The following is a 16,606-nucleotide window of genomic DNA, read 5'->3' as shown; positions in this document are numbered from 1 at the left end:
GGGGGCCTCGGCCCGCTACCGGCGTCGACGCTGGGAGGCCGGAGGAATTTTGAGTTCCTCGCGGTACTTGTTCACCGTGCGGCGGGCCACCTTGATGCCGTCCCGCTCGAGCAGGCCGGCGATGGCCTCGTCGGACAGCGGCTTGGCAGGGTCCTCGGCCTGCACGAACGCCTTGATGCGATGCTTGACCACGGTGGCGGAGATGTCCGAATCCTTGGGGCGCGCCGAGAAGAAGTAGTTCAGGTCATAGAGGCCCTGCGGCGTGTGGATGGTCTTCGCCTTCACCACCCGGCTGATGGTGCTTTCGTGGAAGCCCGTGGCCTCGGCCACGTCGCGCAGCACCATGGGGCGCAGGCTCTCGATGCCGTGCTCGAGGAACTCCTTCTGGAGTTCCACGATCTGCGCGGAGACCCGCAGCACGGTGCGGTTGCGATCCTCCACGCCCCGGATGAAGTCCCGCGCGCTGCGGAAGCGCTCACGGATGAAATCCTTGTCGGACTTGGCCTCGCTGGAGGCAAGGAACCGCTGGTAGTCGCCGTTCACGCGCAGGCGGGGCAGGCCCTCATCATTGAGATAGATCTTCCAGTTCCCGTCCTCGCCCTTGAGCACCACCACGTCGGGCTTCACCACCCGCTCGCCTTCGGGGTCGAAGGCCCGTCCCGGCGAGGGGTTGAGGTGCTTGAGCTGGTCCATGGCCACGCACAACTCCGCATCCGTGCAACCCAGGGCGCGGCGCAGCTTGGCGCTGTCCCGCTGAGCCAGCAGGGCGGAGTGATCGTGGATGATGCGCACCGCCAGGTCGTCAGGCTCGGCACCGGCGTGACGGAGCTGGAGCAGCAGGCTCTCCTGCACCGTGAAACACCCCACACCGGAGGGATCGAACTCCTGGAGGACATCCAGGGCGGCGCGCAGCGCCTCCTCCGTGACGCCCAGATCCGCCGCCAGGGACGCCGGTGTGGCCTCCACGGAGGGCTGGTCGGGATCGATCCGCAGGAAGCCCTTCGCGTCGAGCCGGTCGATCAGCCGCTCCACCAGGGCCGCCCGGGGATCATCGTTCTCCAGGGTCTCGTAGAGCTGGCCCACCAGGTGGTCCTGGAGCGATTCGTTGGCGCTGAGGCGGTCCTCCCAGGAGAGGCGATCCTCCTCCGGCAGGTTGCTGGTGCGGGGGAGATCCTGGTCCCAGCTGTTCTCGGCGCCCAGCTCGGTCTCCTGGACTTGGGCCACCCCCTCTTCCGTGAACTTCTCCAGGTCGCTCTCGGGATTCATCTCACCCGCCGCATCCAGGATCGGTCCCAGATCCATGGTGTCCACCCCTTCGGGCAGTTCCACGCCCTCGGCGGCCTGGTCGGACGTGGCTTCCGTCACATCTGAATCGCGCCCTTCCTCGATGGCCTCGAGGGTCGGCACTTCATCGCTGTCGTCAGCCAGCTCCAGCAGAGGGTTGTCCTCGAGCTCGCGTTCGATGGTCTGCGACAGCTCCTGCAGGTTCATCTGCCACAGCTTGAGCTTCAGCTGCATGGCAGGTGTCAGCGCAAGGGTCTGGCTCTGGGCCAGCCGCTGGGAGAGGTAGGGGCCCGCCGCCATCAGTCCAACCTGAATCGGTCGCCCAGGTAGACCCGGCGGATGTCCGGATCCTCTGCGATCTCGCTGGGCAGGCCGTGTTTCATGATCATCCCGTCCGCCAAGATATAGGCCCTGTCGGCGATCTGCAAGGTCTCGCGGACATTGTGATCCGTGATGAGAACGCCAATGCCTCGCGCCTTGAGGTCATCGATGAGGCCCTGGATCTCCAGCACGGACTTGGGATCCACGCCGGCGAAGGGCTCGTCCAGAAGCATGATCCGAGGTTCGGTCACGAGGGCGCGTGCCAGCTCGCAACGCCGCCGTTCGCCGCCGGAGAGGCTCATGCCCAGCGTGTCGCGCACCTTGCCCAGGTGAAAATCGGCCAGAAGCCGTTCACAGCGGTCCTTCTGCTCCGCCTTCGGGATGGGCTGCAATTCCGCCAGCGCCATGAGATTTTCCCACACCGTCAGGCCCCGGAATACGCTTGATTCCTGAGCCAGGTAGCCGATGCCCAGCCGGGCCCGCCGGTGCATGGGCAGGGCCGTCACGTCCTGACCCAGCCAGCGGATGTCCCCGCGGTCCGGCGCCTCCACACCGACCACCATGTAGAAGGTTGTTGTCTTGCCCGCGCCGTTCGGCCCCAGCAGCCCCACCACTTCACCCATGCCCACGCAGAGGCTCACGTCCCGCACCACGGTGCGGTCACCGTATCGCTTCTGGAGGTTCACGGCCTCGAGGCAGGGGGTGGGCTCTGTCATGGTTCTATCAGAACATACTGCCCCGCCTGATGGCGCCGAGGGCCGCGCGCCGTGGCCGGCGCGCGGAAGGGGAAAGCTTCAGGGGAGGGCTCGGCCAGGGGTGTACGGGGCCTTGGCGGCATCCAGGGCGTCCTCCAGGGCCTTGAGGGCACCCAAGGCCGTCTCGAACCGTCCCTGGAAGGCCTTCAGGCCGTCCTCGGCCCAGGCCAGGTTCTGGCGCTGGGTGCCGGTGGGAAGCTGCGTGGTGGCCCACACGCTGCCGGTCACCTCGCGGATGCGACCCAAGACGCCCGGAGCCGTGGGCTCCTGGTACCTGGCCACGGTGGCGTCCCCGCTGAGGAGGGTGCGCAGCTCCTTCAGCTCCCCATGGAGCTTACGCGCCTGCTCCAGCTTCGCCGCATCGGCGGCAGGCGTCTCCAGCAGCGCCTTCCGGACGAAATCGAGACGGGTCTGAACCTCGCTCAGCCGCTCGGAAGCGCCCATGGCCCGACGCTGGGCCTCGCCCATACGGGCGCAGAAGGCACTGTATTCAGTCCACTGGGCGGCCGTGAGGCGGTCGGCGTCGAGGGGCTTCACCTCGAACGGGACGGGACCCGCCACCGGCTTCAGCACGCCATCCACCTGGAAGGAGAGGGTGGCCTGGTAGCGCCCCGGCGCCGCCAGGGCGCCGTGATCACCGTAATCCCATGGATCCCGGTCGCCCGAGGTCTTCAGGCGGACGGGAGACGGATCCTGGAGGCGGAGATCCCACGCCATGCGATGAAGGCCTTTCTCGGGTTTCGCGGCGAGGCGCCGGACGATCTGCCCGTCACCCGCGGCGATGGTCAGGACCACCGCGGGTGGAATCTCCCGGTCCTCTGCACGGAGCGCGTCCCAGGCGGGAATGGCAGGATCCTGGCCGGCCTTGGCTGTTTCCTTCTCCTTCTCGTGGCGCTGGCTCTTCAGCGTCTTCGGCTCATCCTTCACGTGGTAGGTGAATACAGCCCCGAAGGGCGGATTGGGTGAGAGGAAAAGCGAGTCGCCCTGGAAGGATTTCCCGGGGCCGCCGAACGGGACGGCGGGGATGTAGGCCTGGGCGGGTCTCAGGCCATAGAGGTGCGCTTCGGTCGTGAAGTCCTCCGGCTTGGCCTCGCGCAGGGCGGTCAGGTCATCGAGGATGAAGAAGCCGCGTCCGAACGTGGCCACCACCAGATCGCCCTCCCGCTCCTGGATGGCCAGGTCCTTCACGGCGATGCTCGGCAGGTTGGAGAACTTCGACCAGGATTTGCCGGCATCGAGGCTGAAGAAGAGGCCGAACTCCGTGCCGCAGTAGAGCAGGCCCTCCCGGGCCGGGTCCTCGCGCACGGTGTAGACGCTGCCGCGCTCAGGCAGCCCGGTGGCGATGGATTCCCAGGTGCGCCCGCGGTCCCGGGAACGCAGCAGGTAGGGCCGGAAGTCACCCGCCTTGTGGTTGTCGAAGGCGGCGTACACCGTGCCGGCCTGGTGGGGACTCGCCGACAGGCAGGACACGTAGGTCAGGTCGGGCACACCGGGGAAGCGGTCCGTCTTGTGCCAAGCCTTGCCGCCGTCTTCGCTGACCTGGAGCAAGCCATCGTCCGTACCTACGTAGAGCACCCCCTCGGCTCGGGGACTCTCCGCCAGGGCCACGATGTTGCCGAAGAAGCTGGTGGAGGTGTTGCGGGCCACAGCGTCCACGCCCCAGACCTTGTCCATGATCTTGAGGCGGCTGCGGTCGATCTTCCGCGTCAGGTCGGGACTCACCGCGGTCCAACTGTCGCCCCGGTCGTCGCTGCGGAAGAGCTTCTGGGCGGCAAAGTAGAGGCGCTTCCCGCTGTGGGGGCTGATCAGCAGCGGCGCATCCCAGTTCCAGCGGAAAGGCTCCTCGCCGGGCGCGGGCTGGGGCTGGATCTCCACCCGCTCGCCCGTGCGGCGGTCGAAGCGGGCCAGGCCGCCGTATTGGCTTTCGGAATACACCGTGTTCGGATCGTCCGGATCCACCTGGCTGTAGAAGCCGTCCCCGCCCTGGGTCACGAACCAGTCCTGATTGGTGGAGCCGTGCAGGTTCCGCGTGCGGCTGGGGCCGCCCATGGAGAAATTGTCCTGGGTGCCGCCATAGATGGTGTAGAAGGGCCTCGCGTTGTCGACGGCCACCCGGTAGTACTGGATGACCGGCAGGTTGGCGGTGAAGACCCAGGTGGCGCCCCGGTCCCGGCTCTCGTACAGGCCTCCGTCACAACCGGCGAGCAGGTGTTCACTGTTCGCGGGATCGATCCACAGCGCGTGGTTGTCCACGTGCTTGTGCTTCTCCCCCACGCGGCGCCAGGTCTTGCCACCGTCCTCGGTCACCTGCATCCAGGTGTCCATGGAATACACGCGCCGCGGATCCTTCGGATCGCAGAAGAGTTCCTGGTAGTACTGCGCGCTGCCGGAGACCTGCTCGTTGCGGCGCTCCCAGGTGCGGCCTCCATCCGTGCTCCGGAAGAAACCGCCGGCCTTGTTGGCAGCCTCGATGGTGGCGTAGACCGTATCCGGCTCGCCTTCGGGAACCGCCAGGCCGATGCGGCCCATGTCCTCCTTGGGCAGGCCATCCTTGAGCCTGACCCAGGTCTGGCCGCCATCCAGGCTCTTGTGGATGCCGCTGCCCGGGCCGCCGTCGATCATGCCCCAGACGTGGCGCCGCCGCTGGTACGTAGCCGCGTAGAGGACATCGGGACGGCTGGGATCCATCACCACGTCGGTAACGCCCGTGTGCGCGTCGACCGTCAGCACGGCCTTCCAGGTCTTTCCGCCGTCGGTGGTCTTGTAGAGCCCGCGCTCTCCACCGTCGTTCCAGAGGGGCCCCTGCGCAGCCACGAAGACCACGTGGCTGTCGCGCGGATCCACGAGGATCTTCGCGATGTGCTCGCTGGTCTTGAGCCCCATGTTCTCCCAATGCTTCCCGCCGTCGAGGCTGCGGTACACACCGTCGCCGTAGGCCACCGAGCGCTGGGAATTGTTCTCGCCGGTGCCCACCCACACCGTGTTCGGGTCGTGGGGATCCACCGTCACGCATCCGATGGAGAAAGAACCTTCTTTGTCGAACAGGGGCGTCCAGGTGGCGCCGGCGTTCACGGTCTTCCAGACCCCGCCGGAGGCCACGCCCACGTACCAGGTGTCCGACCTGCGGGGATCGACGGCGATGTCCGATACCCGTCCCGATGTGACCGCCGGCCCCAGGTTCCGAAGGGGCATGTCCACCAGGGGCGATTCCTTCCGGGCCTGCGCGGGCGCCTTGGCCGGCGGGGCCGCCAGCACCGGCATGACCGCCAGAAGAAGGGCCAGGGGTGGCAGGGACCGGAACCGGCTCATGGTGCCTCCTATTACGATGTTCAACCCATCATGCCCGATACCGGCCGGGGATTCACCACCCGGGTCCCGCGCCCTTGCCGCGCACGCGGCCCTGCCATTTGGCCGTCTGGGCCCCGGGCTCGAGATCGAGGGCCTCGCCCTGCCCCTCGCCGAGGCGGCCCTTGAGGGTGACGGCACCCTGGGCCTGGATCAGCTTCGCCGTGCGGTCCGGCCCCACGATGACCGTCACCTTGTCCGCCGCCAGCCGCCAGCCCTGTCCCTGGCACTCCACGCCACCAGTGAGCAGGATCTTCTGGCCTTCGCTCTGTCCCTGTTCAGCCCGCAGGTACAGGTCCCCGTCCGCTGCGGCCAGGGTACCGTTCAGGCCTTCCGGAAAGCTCACCGTCTCGCCCTTCCTGAGGATGCGCGGGCCAGACAGGCGTTCCCGCAGGCGACTCCAGCCCGCGGGCCGGCCCGTGAGCGTCCAGAGCGTGTCTTCCCAGACAAGCCGGGCCCCGCGCAGATTGCCTCCGGAGAACAGGTTCACCTGCACTGGCCCTTCGATGGTCCAGGAGCGGGGATCGCCCTGCCCCGCGCCGCCGCTGAAGGTTCCATCCTCGCCGCGGCCCAGTACCGGAGCCTGGAGCTTCCAGCGCCGGGTGGCCCGCTCCACGGAGATGCGGGGTGAGGACAGATTCCGCCGTCCCCAGGTGAGGATCGGATGTCCCTCCGCCACGGCGTGACCCACGGGCAGGGGCTCGGGGAGGTCCCCGCCCGGCTTTTCCCGCATGAGCACCCGCGGGGCCCGGAGCACGAGGCGCTGGCCATCCATGGGCTGGTCCCACACCACGTTGCCTTCCAGGCGCAACCCGGCGGGCGTCCATCGCGCACCCTCGGTGGAGAGGAGCTCCTCTCCCTCGGGTCCCGCGCGTCGGGCCCTGAAGGTTCGGAACTCCACCTGCTGGAAGGTCGCCCCGGGCGCGGGCCGCGGCGCCACGCCGCCCTTGGCGTCGCCGTGCCAGCCATCGGAGCGTTCGAAGGACAGGGGGCCTGGCCAGGTGACGGTGTCTGGGGTCAGGTCCGCCACCGAGGCCTGGAGCGATCCTTCGGTCAGGCGGGCCTTCACTCCCTCCAGATGGCCCGTCTGGAAGCCAGGCATGGCCCAGAGCCGCTCGGCCTCCATGGCCTGGAGGGTGGCTGGCCCGACCCCGGCCGGAGGGGCCTGCCAGCGTACGGGGCCCTGGTCCACGCGGAAGCGGCCGTCCGCCTCGCGCCGCCACCCGGCGGGCAGGTTCCAGACGCCCCGGGCGGAGCCCTCCAGGGCCTCCCAGCGGAGGGGCGCCAGACCTTCCCATTCCCCCCCGACCCAGCGCAGGGCGGGACCGGCGTTCTCCACGCGGCCCTTGCCCAGGAGCGCTTTGGTGGCCGGGTCGGCCACTTCCAGGTCCAGCGGACCCTGGAGCGTCCAGACGCCCGCCTGCCGGTGGGCCTTGGGCGACCACATGCGCCATTGTCCGGTCTGCTCATCCAGGCGCCCGGTCACCGTCTCCAGGTGCAGGTCCTCTTCCGAGCCTTCGATGGTCCGGTAGGTCAGCACCATGCGGTTGGGGCCCAGCTGCTCCGTGAGCGTTCCCAGGGTGCCCTTGGTGCCTGCGCCGAAGAGGGGATCGCCGCTCGCGGTCCGTCCGGGCATGCCTTCGTTGCCCACGATCAGGAAACGCAAGGTGAAACCCAGGGTTCCCGCCGCCAGGGCCCAGCCCAGGCCCCGCCAGAGCGGGTGCCGCGCAGGGGGGAGATCCTGGAGCAGGGCCCGGACCTTCATGGCGCCATCCCCCCGAGCGGGGCGTCCACCAGCCAGGAGCGGCCCCAGCGGGCGCTGCCCTGGGGCGTGGCGGACACACAGAGACGATCTCCCACCTGCGGCTGCGCCGGACGCGCGTGGCCGGCGAACCAGGTGACGGGATCTGCCAGACCCGCCAGGCGCAGCTTCCAGTGATCGGCCCCGAACGAGGATGAAGAGGCCACGGAGCCTTCCAGCCGAGCCAGGGGCGGCGCGAATCCCTGGCCAAAGGGCTCCAGGCGGGCGAGGTCCGCATCCTCCGGGAGATCGCCGGGGGCGCCATCCACCAGGAGGGGTGGGATCTCCCGCCCTCCGGCCTGGGCTTGCGCGCCCCGCTCCAGAACCTGGCGGACGAACGCCAGTCGCGAGGCCTCGAAGCTGAGCCCCGCGGCCGCGCGGTGCCCGCCGCCGCCCAGGATGAAGGGCTGGGCCAGCGCCAGCAGCTCGCTGAGGTCATAGCCTTCCGGGGCCCGCAGGCTGCAGTGCGCCACGCCGTCGATCACCGTGCAGACGCCCGCAGGTCGGCCCGAGGCGCGCATGCGGTGGCCCGCCACGATGCCGATGACGCCCTTGTGGGCGGTGGGATCCAGCGCCAAGTCGAAGGCCGCGCCGTCCGGGCGCGGCAGGCGGGCCGCCAGCTCCTCCTGGATGGCGCGGCGCTCCTGGTTGAGGGCTTCCACCCGGGCCATCAGCACTTCGGCCTCGGCAGCGTCCCGCGTGAGCAGCAGGCGCACCGCATCCTCGGCGCCGCCCATGCGACCGACGGCATTGAGCCGCGGCGCCAGGCCGAAGGCGATGTCCTGGCCGCCCAGGGCGCCTTCCTTCTTCGCGGCCCGGAGCAGGGCCGCCAGGCCGGGGCCGTTCTTCCCGCCCAGGGAATCGAGCCCCCGGCGCACCAGCAGGGCATTCTCGTCCCGCAGCGGCATCATGTCCGCCACGGTCCCGATGGCCACCAGCTTGAGCATCCCGTCCAGGAATGCTGCGTCGGCACCCGCGGGATGGGGCACGGCGCCGAGCAGGGCCTGGGCCAGCTTGAAGGCCACGCCCACGCCTGCCAGGAAGGGGTTGGCGTAGCCGTCGAGGTGGGGATGCACCACCGCGCAGGCCGGCGGCAGCTCCGGACCCAGGGCATGGTGGTCCGTGATCACCCAATCCAGGCCCAGCTCCGTGCTGGCCTTCACCTCATCCACGCTGCGCACGCCGCAGTCCACAGAGACCAGGAGCCCGGGATCTCGGGTTTCCTTCAGCTCCCGGATGCAGTCCAGGTGGAGGCCGTAGCCATCAGAGAAACGGTTGGGGATGAAGAAGGAGACCTCGGCCCCGATACGCTCCAGGGCCCGCACCGCCAGGGCTGTGGCGGTGACGCCGTCCACGTCGTAGTCGCCGTAGACCACGATGCGCTCACGGGCCTCCACGGCGTGGCGGATGCGCGCCACGGCCGCATCCACGCCCGGCAGCAGGTGGGGGTCCGTACTCCGTGCCCAGGAGGAGTCCAGCCGCCAGCCCAGGTCCTCGGGCCGATCCACGCCCCGCAGCCAGGCCAGCCGCGCCAGGCGGGGCTCCAGGTTCCAGGCCGCGGCCAGGGCCTTCCAGGGCGACGGCCCCGCCGGGATCTCCCGCCGGAGAGCCCAGAGCTTGGCCTCCATCTCAGCCCACGCTGCCCATGCGGGCGAACTTCTGATACCGCTCCTCCACCAGCTGCTCGGCGGACAGCTCGGACAGCTCGGAGAAGGCTTCGATGACCGCCTCCTTGAGCGCGGCGGCCGCGGCGTCGAAGTCCGAGTGGGCGCCGCCCAGGGGCTCCTTCACGATGCCGTCGATGACGCCCAGCTCCAGCAGGTGCGGGGCCGTGAGCTTGAGGGCCGCCGCGGCCTTGGGAGCCTGGCTGGCATCCTTCCACAGGATGGAGGCGCAGCCCTCGGGCGAGATCACGGAGTAGATGGCGTTCTCCATCATAAGCACGCGGTCCGCCACGCCCAGGGCCAGGGCCCCGCCGCTGCCGCCTTCTCCCAACACCACGGCCACCACGGGCACCTCGAGCTTGGCCATCTCCAGCAGGTTGCGGGCGATGGCCTCGGCCTGGCCACGCTCCTCGGCGTCCACGCCCGGGTAGGCGCCGGGCGTGTCGATGAGGCAGAGGACAGGCCGCTGGAACTTCTCGGCCAGCTTCATGAGCCGCAGGGCCTTGCGGTAGCCCTCGGGCTTGGGCATGCCGAAGTTGCGGAGGATCTTCTGCTTGGTGTCCCGGCCCTTCTGCTGGCCGATGATCATGACGGGGTTGCCCTCGATCCAGCCCATGCCGCCCACGATGGCCGCGTCGTCGCCGAAGCGCCGGTCGCCGTGCAGCTCTTCGAAACGCTCGCAGATGCGCTCCAGGTAGTCGAGCGTGTAGGGGCGCTTGGGGTGGCGGGCGAGCTGGGCCCGCTGCCAGTCCGTGAGGTTCGTGAACAGCTCGGCCTTCAGCTTGTCCAGCTTCTTCTGCAGCTTTTCCCGTTCTTTGGACTGGGAGGGGTCCATCTCCATGGCCCGGATCTGGGCCTCCAGCTCGAGCACCGGCTTTTCCAGCTGGGAGAGATCCATGGCCTGTTCGGGTGTCGCGTCTTTCATGTGACCTCGGGTCAAGAAGAGGAACGAACCAGTGTAGCCGAGACTCCGGATTCAGGCTCCGTGCCGTTCCGGGGCGGTTGAGCGCAGAATCAGGGGGGAGCCGCCATGCTGACTTCACCCTTCCCCCTCCTCGGCCTCACCGGCGGCATCGCGGCGGGCAAGAGCTTCGTGGCGAAACGGATGGCGGACCGGGGCTGGGCCGTGATCGATGCCGATGCCCTGGCTCGAGAGGCGGTGCGACCCGGCGGCGACGGGCTGGCGGCCATCGTCGCGGCCTTCGGGCCCGGCTGCCTCCAGCCGGATGGCACACTGGACCGGGCCTGGATGGCCGCCCACGTGTTTGCGGATGACGGAGCGCGGGCCCGGCTGAACGCCATCCTCCATCCCCGCATCGAGGCCCTCCTGGCGGAACGCCTCCAGGCGCTCCCTCCCGGCACCCGCGGCGCGGTGCTGGACGCGGCGCTGTGGGTGGAGCGGGGCCGGGCCCACCACTTCGACGCCTTCTGGACGGTGGATGCGCCGGAGGACCTGCGGCTGGCGCGCCTCGTGGCCCGGGACGGCATGCCCCGGGAGGCCGCCCTGGCCCGCCTGCGGGCCCAGGCCTCGGCCCCGGAGCGCGCCCTTCATGCGGACCTGGTGATCCCCAACGACGGCAGGGACCTCGCCGGGATCCTCGCGGGAGCCGAGGCTTCCCTTCTGTCAAACTGGAAGATCCGCCGCGCGCGGACCTGGAGATCGCCGATGCCTGCACCCTTCACCGCCGACCAGCTCCGCGAGGTCCTCACCGCCCTGCTCCACAAGGGCGGCGACTACGCCGAGGTCTTCGTGGAACGGCGCCGGGCCCATGCCCTGGGCATGGACGACGGCCGCATGGAGGACGTGCTCGCCTCCGAGACCTTCGGCGCGAGCCTGCGCCTGATGGACGGCGAGACCACCCGCTTCGCGGACCTCATCGCCCCGGCCTTCGACGAGCTGGTGGAGGCCGCCCGGACCCTGGCCGCGCCGGGCACCGGCTCGCCCGCGGACCTTCCCGCCCTGGCCCTGGAGCGCCATCCCACCCCCAGCCCCGTGGAGCGGGATCCCGACACGGTGCCCCTCGGCGAGAAGGTGGCCCTGGTACGCCGCGCCGAGGCCCTGGCGCGCAAGGAGGCCCAGGCCCTGCGGCCCGGCGCCCTCAAGCAGGTCTCTGTGGGCTATGGCGACAACACCCAGCGGGTCTGGATCGCCGCCGCAGAGCGCAATGACGGAAGCTGGACCGGCCGCCTCACCGAGGACCACCGCACCCAGGGCGTCCTGCGGGCCAATGTCACCGCCGGCGACGACAGCCAGCTTCAGACCGGCTACCAGACCCTGGGCGAGACGCGGGGCTTCGAGCTGTTCACGGATGAGGCGGTGTCCCGCACCGTCCGCGAGGCCGTGCGCCTGGCCATCCAGGCCCTGGACGCCCAGCCCGCGCCCGCGGGCACCTTCCCCGTGGTGCTCAGCAGCAGCGCTGGGGGCACCATGATCCACGAGGCTTGCGGGCACGGCCTGGAGGCGGATCTCGCGCTCGCGGGCATGAGCGCCTTCGCGGGCAAGCTGGGCCAGAAGGTGGCCGCCGAGGGCGTGACGATCATCGACGACGGCACCCTGCCCCACAAGCGCGGCAGCCAGGCCATCGACGACGAGGGGAACCCCGTCAGCCGCGTGGTGCTCATCGAGAATGGCGTGCTGAAGGCCTACCTGCAGTCCCGCAAGACCTCCCGGAAGATGGCCACGGAGCCCACGGGCAATGGCCGCCGGGAGAGCTACCGCCACCTGCCCATCCCCCGCATGCGCAACACCTTCCTGGCCGCCGGGAACGAAGCACCCGAGGCCATCCTCCGGGATCTGGACCGCGGTCTGCTGGTGAAGCACATGGGTGGCGGCCAGGTGGACACGGTCACGGGCAACTTCGTGTTCCAGGTGACCGAAGGCTACTGGGTGGAGAACGGCGAGCCGAAGTACCCCGTGAAGAACGCCACCCTCAGTGGCTGCGGTCCCGAGGTACTCAAGCAGCTCACTCGCATCGGCAGCGACCTCCACCACTTCGACATCGGCACCTGCGGCAAGGATGGCCAGGGCGTGCCCGTGAGCGATGCGCTGCCCACCATCCTCTGCCCCTCCCTCGTGGTCGGCGGTACCGCCGAGCCCCTGCCGAGCGTCCTTTGACCGGCGCGCGCCTGCGGGTGGTGCAGGCCGACATCACCACCCTGGCCGTGGACGCCATCGTCAACGCCGCGAACAGCAGCCTGCTGGGCGGCGGCGGTGTGGATGGAGCCATCCATCGCGCGGCGGGGCCGGGGTTGTTGGAGGAGTGCCAGGTCATCCGGAACCGCCAGGGCGGATGCAAAACGGGACGGGCCGTCATCACAGCCGGTCACCGCCTGCCCGCGAAGGCCGTGATCCACACGGTAGGGCCCGTCTGGCAGGGCGGTGGCTCCGGCGAGGACGACCTGCTGGCCTCCTGCTACCGCGAGAGCCTCCGTCTGGCCGAGGGCCAGGGATGCCGCACCGTGGCCTTCCCCGCCATCAGCACCGGCATCTACGGATTCCCTCCGGCCCGCGCCGCCGGCATCGCCGTCAGGGCCTGCCGCGAGTGGCAGGCGGTCCATGCCCTCCCGCAGACCATCACCCTCGTGGCCTTCGATGGCCCGGCGCTGGCGATCCTGCAGTCCGCCTTCGAGAAGGAAGCCTGACATGACCGATCCGTTCCGCACCTTCATTCCCGAGTCCCTCGAAGATCGCCTCCAGGACGGCATCCGGCACGCCCTGAGGCAGGGCGCGGAGGGGGCCGAGGCCTTCGTCTCCGTGTCCCGCGGCCGCAAGGCCAAAGTGCAAAACGGCGCCCTCGAGGACCTCACCACCAGCAAGCGCGGAGGCCTGGGCGTGCGCGTAATCCGGGCCGGCGGCAAGGGCTTCCGCACCGGCCTGGCCACCACCACGGACCTGGCCGCGGCGGACTTCCGGGGGCTCTTCGCCCAGGCCTGGGAGCTGAGCGCCCTGGGCGACGAAGACCCCTGGCTGCGGCAGGCCGATCCCGAAGGCACGGATGATCTCCCCAGCCGCTTCGATGGCGCCGTGGAGGCCCTCACGCCCGAGCAGCGCATCGCCTGGGCGCTGGAGCTGGAAGCCGGAGCCCGGAAGGCCTCATCGAAGGTGGCCGCCGTGCGGGAATCGGCCTGGAGCGACGGCTCCGGCGCCAGCCTGCTGCTCACTCAGAAGGGCGTGCGCACGCCGGATGCGTGGTCCAGCTGCTCCGCGGCCATCGAGCTGGCCGTGGCCGATGGCGACGAGCGGCAGGCGGCCTGGCACTGGGATGTGGCCCGCAGGCCGGGCCTGGATCTCGCTGCCATCGGGGCGGAGGCGGCCCTCAAGGGCGAGCGGAAGCTCCATCCCCAGCGTCTGCCCGCCGGCAAGTACCCCGTGGTGCTCCACCCGGAGGTGGCCGTGGACCTGCTGGGCATCGTGGCAGGCATGCTGGATGCCGAGTCCGTGATCAAGGGCCGCAGCCTCTTCGCCGGCAAGCTGGGCGAGCCCATCGCCTCGCCCCTGCTCACCCTGGTGGACGACGGCCGCCTGGCCGAAGCCCCGGGCCGCCCCGCCCTCGGTACGGAGCCCTGGGACGCCGAAGGGCTGCCCACGCGTCGCAACGTGCTCATCGAAGGCGGCACTCTGAAGACCTACCTCCACACCCTCAAGACCGCCGCCGAGATGGGCCAGGCGCCCACGGCCAGCGCCGGCCGCGGCTTCGGCAGCCAGCCTGGCGCGACCACCTTCAACCTCTTCCCCCTGGCCGGGGACACCGCCCCCGAAGCCCTCTACCGCCTGGCCGGCAACGGCGTGCTCATCACGGAAATCATGGGCCTGCACACGGTGGATCCCGTCAGCGGCGACCTCAGCGTGGGCGCCTCGGGCCTCCGCATCCGCGACGGCGTGCTGGCCGAACCCGTGGACAAGCTCACCTTCGCCGGCAACCTGCGCGATTTCCTCACCCGCATCGTGGCCCTGGGCAGCGACCTCCGCTGGTACGGCGGCAGCGCAGGGCTGAGCCTCTTGCTGGAGGGCATCGCCCTGGGAGGCGCCTGATGGGCCGCGAGTTCTGGGACACGCGCTATTCGGAAACCGAGCTGACCTACGGCTCCGAGCCCAACGATTTCCTGCGGGAGATGGCGCCGCGCATCCCGCCTGGCCCCGTGCTGGGATTGGGCGAGGGCCAGGGTCGCAATGCCGTGTACCTGGCCACGCTGGGCCATGCCGTCACGGCCGTGGACCAGTCGCCAGTCGGCCTGGCCCGCGCGCGGGAGCTGGCCACCAGCCGCGGCGTGGCCCTCTCCACAGTGGTCGCCGACCTCGCGGACTTCAACCTCGGAGCCGCCTCCTGGAGCGGCATCATCTCGATCTTCTGCCACCTGCCCTCCGCCCTGCGACGCGATCTGTACCCCCGCTGCGCCGCGGCTCTCGCCCCTGGCGGAGTCTTCATCCTGGAAGGCTACACGCCCCGCCAGTTGGACTACGGCACCGGCGGACCGAAGGAACCGGATCTTCTCGACACCCTCGATGAGCTGCGGGGCCTCCTGCCCGGCCTGGAGCTGGAAGTGGGCCGGGAGCTGCTGCGGGACATCCGCGAAGGCGCCCACCATCAGGGCCTCGGAGCCGTGGTCCAGGTGGTGGCCCGCAAGCCCTTGGGGTTCACCTCCGGGTCCTGACCTGCGATCCTGGACCGTTCGCACAGGACCTGCCATGAGCCTCGATTCCGCCCGCGCCTACCTAGCCTTCCCCCACCTGGAGCCGGAGCTCCGGGCGGAGCTGGAGGCGCTGCTGAAGGCCGCCGAGGCAGGGGACGCCAAGGCTGCAGCGGAGCTGGAGGATCGCTTCTCTGAGCCTCTCGCCTTCGGCACCGGCGGCCTGCGGGGGTTCATGGCCGCAGGCCTGCGCCGCATGAACCGCCCCAACATCCGCCGCGTGTCCATGGCCCTGGCCAGCGTGGCCAGCCGGCGGGCTCCCGGGAAGATGGTCGCCGTCGTGGGTTTCGACACCCGCCTCAACTCCCAGGCCTTCGGAAGGGCCTGCGCCGAGGTCTTGGCCGCCGCGGGCTACCAGGTGTTTCTCGGCGACCGCCCCCTGCCCACTCCCTTCCTCTGCTTCGCCATGAAGCGGCTGGGAGCCGGCTGCGGCGCCATCGTCACCGCCAGCCACAATCCGAAGGAGTACAACGGCTTCAAGGCCTACAACGATCTGGGCGGCCAGGTGGTGGAGCCCTGGGACGCGGAGGTGGAGGCCCACATGGCCACCCTGCCCCTGGTGCCCGAACTGCCGGTGGCGCCGGCCGGCCGCATCCAGCCCATTCCCGCGGAGGTGGAGGAAGCCTACCTCGCCATGGGCCAGGATCTGCTCCAGCATCCCAAGGCCTTCGAGGCCGCCCGCATCCTCTACACGCCCTTCCACGGCACCGGCGTGGCCTTCGTGCCCGCCCTCTTCGAGCGGGCCGGCCTGCCGCTCACCCTCAGCCCCAGCCAGGGCATCCAGGACGGCACCTTCCCCACCGCGCCTCGGCCCAATCCCGAGGAACTGGCCGCCTACGCCGCGCCCCTGAAGGAAGCCGAGGCCACGGGCGCCGAGGTGATCCTCGCCAACGACCCCGACGCGGACCGCATCGGCGTGGTGGCCAAGCGCGACGGGACGTGGGAGCTCATGTCCGGCAACGACCTGGCGGCCCTCACGCTGGACTACCTCTGCACCCAGAAGGGCCGGAAGGGCGCCGTGGTGAGCACGGTGGTCACCTCCGACTTCATGGCCGAGGTGGCGCGCCACCACCGGCTGCCCGTCGTGTGGACCCTCACGGGCTTCAAGAACATCGCCGTGTGCATGGACCGCCTGGAAGCGCTGGGCGAGGCCTACGCCTTCGGCGCGGAGGAGAGCTACGGCATGCTGCTGCCCCCCGACCTCCGGGACAAGGACGGCGTCACCGCCGCCCTCGTCGTGGCCGAGATGGCCGGGCACTACAAGGCCAAGGGGCAGACCCTGTTCCAGGCCGTGGAGGCCCTCATGGCCCGGGTGGGCACCTTCCACAACCGCCTGGTGAACCTGGAGGACCCCCGGCCCGGCGGCGCCAAGCGTTTCGCGGAGGCCATGGGCCGCATCCGCGCCGCAGGGCTGGCCTCGCTCGGTGGCGAGAAGGTCGTCAGCTGGGAGGACTTCCAGACGGGCCTCTGGCACGGCGAGGGCCGGACGGAGCCCATCCTCGATCGTCCGGACAACCGCCCGGTGGCCTTGCCCATCTCCCGCAGCAATGTCCTCAAGTTCCGCCTGGAGAGCGGTGCCTTCGCCGCCTTCCGCCCCAGCGGCACCGAGCCGAAGCTGAAGGTGTACCTCCAGGGACGCGGCGAGGCCGCCCAGCTGGACCGCCTGGAAGCCGAGGCCCGCACCCTGCTCGGTCTTTAATCTCCTCTAGAACCAGAAAAGGGCGGCGCCGAACCGGCGCCGCCCTTTT

At 70.2% G+C, this 16,606-nt stretch carries 11 protein-coding genes; 5 read left to right on the top strand and 6 right to left on the bottom strand.

From position 1 onward, the window contains the following. Window positions 1–15: 15 nt before the first annotated feature. The 6 genes from rpoN to MLE42_RS00965 form a co-directional block, all read right to left on the bottom strand. Window positions 16–1,584 (bottom strand): RNA polymerase factor sigma-54, encoded by a 1,569-nt coding sequence (rpoN, locus tag MLE42_RS00990; protein WP_243286009.1) that lies wholly within the window; start codon window positions 1,582–1,584, stop codon window positions 16–18. Continuing rightward, window positions 1,584–2,321 carry an LPS export ABC transporter ATP-binding protein gene (lptB, locus tag MLE42_RS00985; RefSeq protein ID WP_243286008.1) on the bottom strand — a complete coding sequence of 246 codons (738 nt, stop codon included), beginning with the start codon at window positions 2,319–2,321 and terminating at the stop codon, window positions 1,584–1,586. Before lptB ends, rpoN begins: the two co-directional genes overlap by 1 nt. Before the next feature lie 78 nt (window positions 2,322–2,399). After that, on the bottom strand, window positions 2,400–5,669 hold the full coding sequence (locus MLE42_RS00980) for a VPS10 domain-containing protein (protein WP_243286007.1): 3,270 nt from the start codon (window positions 5,667–5,669) through the stop codon (window positions 2,400–2,402). 52 nt (window positions 5,670–5,721) lie between these two features. Further along, window positions 5,722–7,470, bottom strand: a complete 1,749-nt coding sequence (locus MLE42_RS00975; protein WP_243286006.1) for a hypothetical protein — start codon at window positions 7,468–7,470, stop codon at window positions 5,722–5,724. Further along, window positions 7,467–9,134 carry a single-stranded-DNA-specific exonuclease RecJ gene (locus MLE42_RS00970; RefSeq protein WP_243286005.1) on the bottom strand — a complete coding sequence of 556 codons (1,668 nt, stop codon included), beginning with the start codon at window positions 9,132–9,134 and terminating at the stop codon, window positions 7,467–7,469. The genes MLE42_RS00975 and MLE42_RS00970 overlap by 4 nt, the downstream gene beginning before the upstream one ends. 1 nt (window position 9,135) lies before the next feature. Beyond that, complete coding sequence (locus tag MLE42_RS00965; protein WP_243286004.1) at window positions 9,136–10,095, bottom strand: acetyl-CoA carboxylase carboxyltransferase subunit alpha; 960 nt, start codon at window positions 10,093–10,095, stop codon at window positions 9,136–9,138. Window positions 10,096–10,200: 105 nt separating this feature from the next. Here MLE42_RS00965 and coaE point away from each other — a divergent pair, with 105 nt between their 5' ends. Genes coaE through MLE42_RS00940 form a run of 5 tightly spaced genes read left to right on the top strand, consistent with a single transcriptional unit; the run spans window position 10,201 to window position 16,557 of the window. Beyond that, on the top strand, window positions 10,201–12,285 hold the full coding sequence (coaE, locus tag MLE42_RS00960) for a dephospho-CoA kinase (RefSeq protein WP_243286003.1): 2,085 nt from the start codon (window positions 10,201–10,203) through the stop codon (window positions 12,283–12,285). Further along, complete coding sequence (locus tag MLE42_RS00955; protein WP_243286002.1) at window positions 12,282–12,812, top strand: O-acetyl-ADP-ribose deacetylase; 531 nt, start codon at window positions 12,282–12,284, stop codon at window positions 12,810–12,812. The genes coaE and MLE42_RS00955 overlap by 4 nt, the downstream gene beginning before the upstream one ends. A 1-nt stretch (window position 12,813) precedes the next feature. Further along, window positions 12,814–14,202: a TldD/PmbA family protein gene (locus MLE42_RS00950; protein ID WP_243286001.1), complete on the top strand. Its 1,389-nt coding sequence runs from the start codon at window positions 12,814–12,816 to the stop codon at window positions 14,200–14,202. After that, entirely contained in the window at window positions 14,202–14,822 is a 621-nt protein-coding gene (locus tag MLE42_RS00945; protein ID WP_243286000.1) for a class I SAM-dependent methyltransferase, read from the top strand. The genes MLE42_RS00950 and MLE42_RS00945 overlap by 1 nt, the downstream gene beginning before the upstream one ends. A 34-nt stretch (window positions 14,823–14,856) precedes the next feature. Then, the gene (locus MLE42_RS00940; protein WP_243285999.1) at window positions 14,857–16,557 is read left to right on the top strand and encodes a phospho-sugar mutase; all 1,701 of its coding nucleotides are present in this window, start codon (window positions 14,857–14,859) and stop codon (window positions 16,555–16,557) included. Window positions 16,558–16,606: the final 49 nt, after the last annotated feature.

It is taken from the genome of Geothrix terrae, from assembly GCF_022808775.1.
GTDB lineage: Bacteria > Acidobacteriota > Holophagae > Holophagales > Holophagaceae > Geothrix > Geothrix terrae.
The sequence above is the reverse complement of the archived record's forward strand: the minus strand, read 5'-3'. Positions and strand labels throughout refer to the sequence as shown.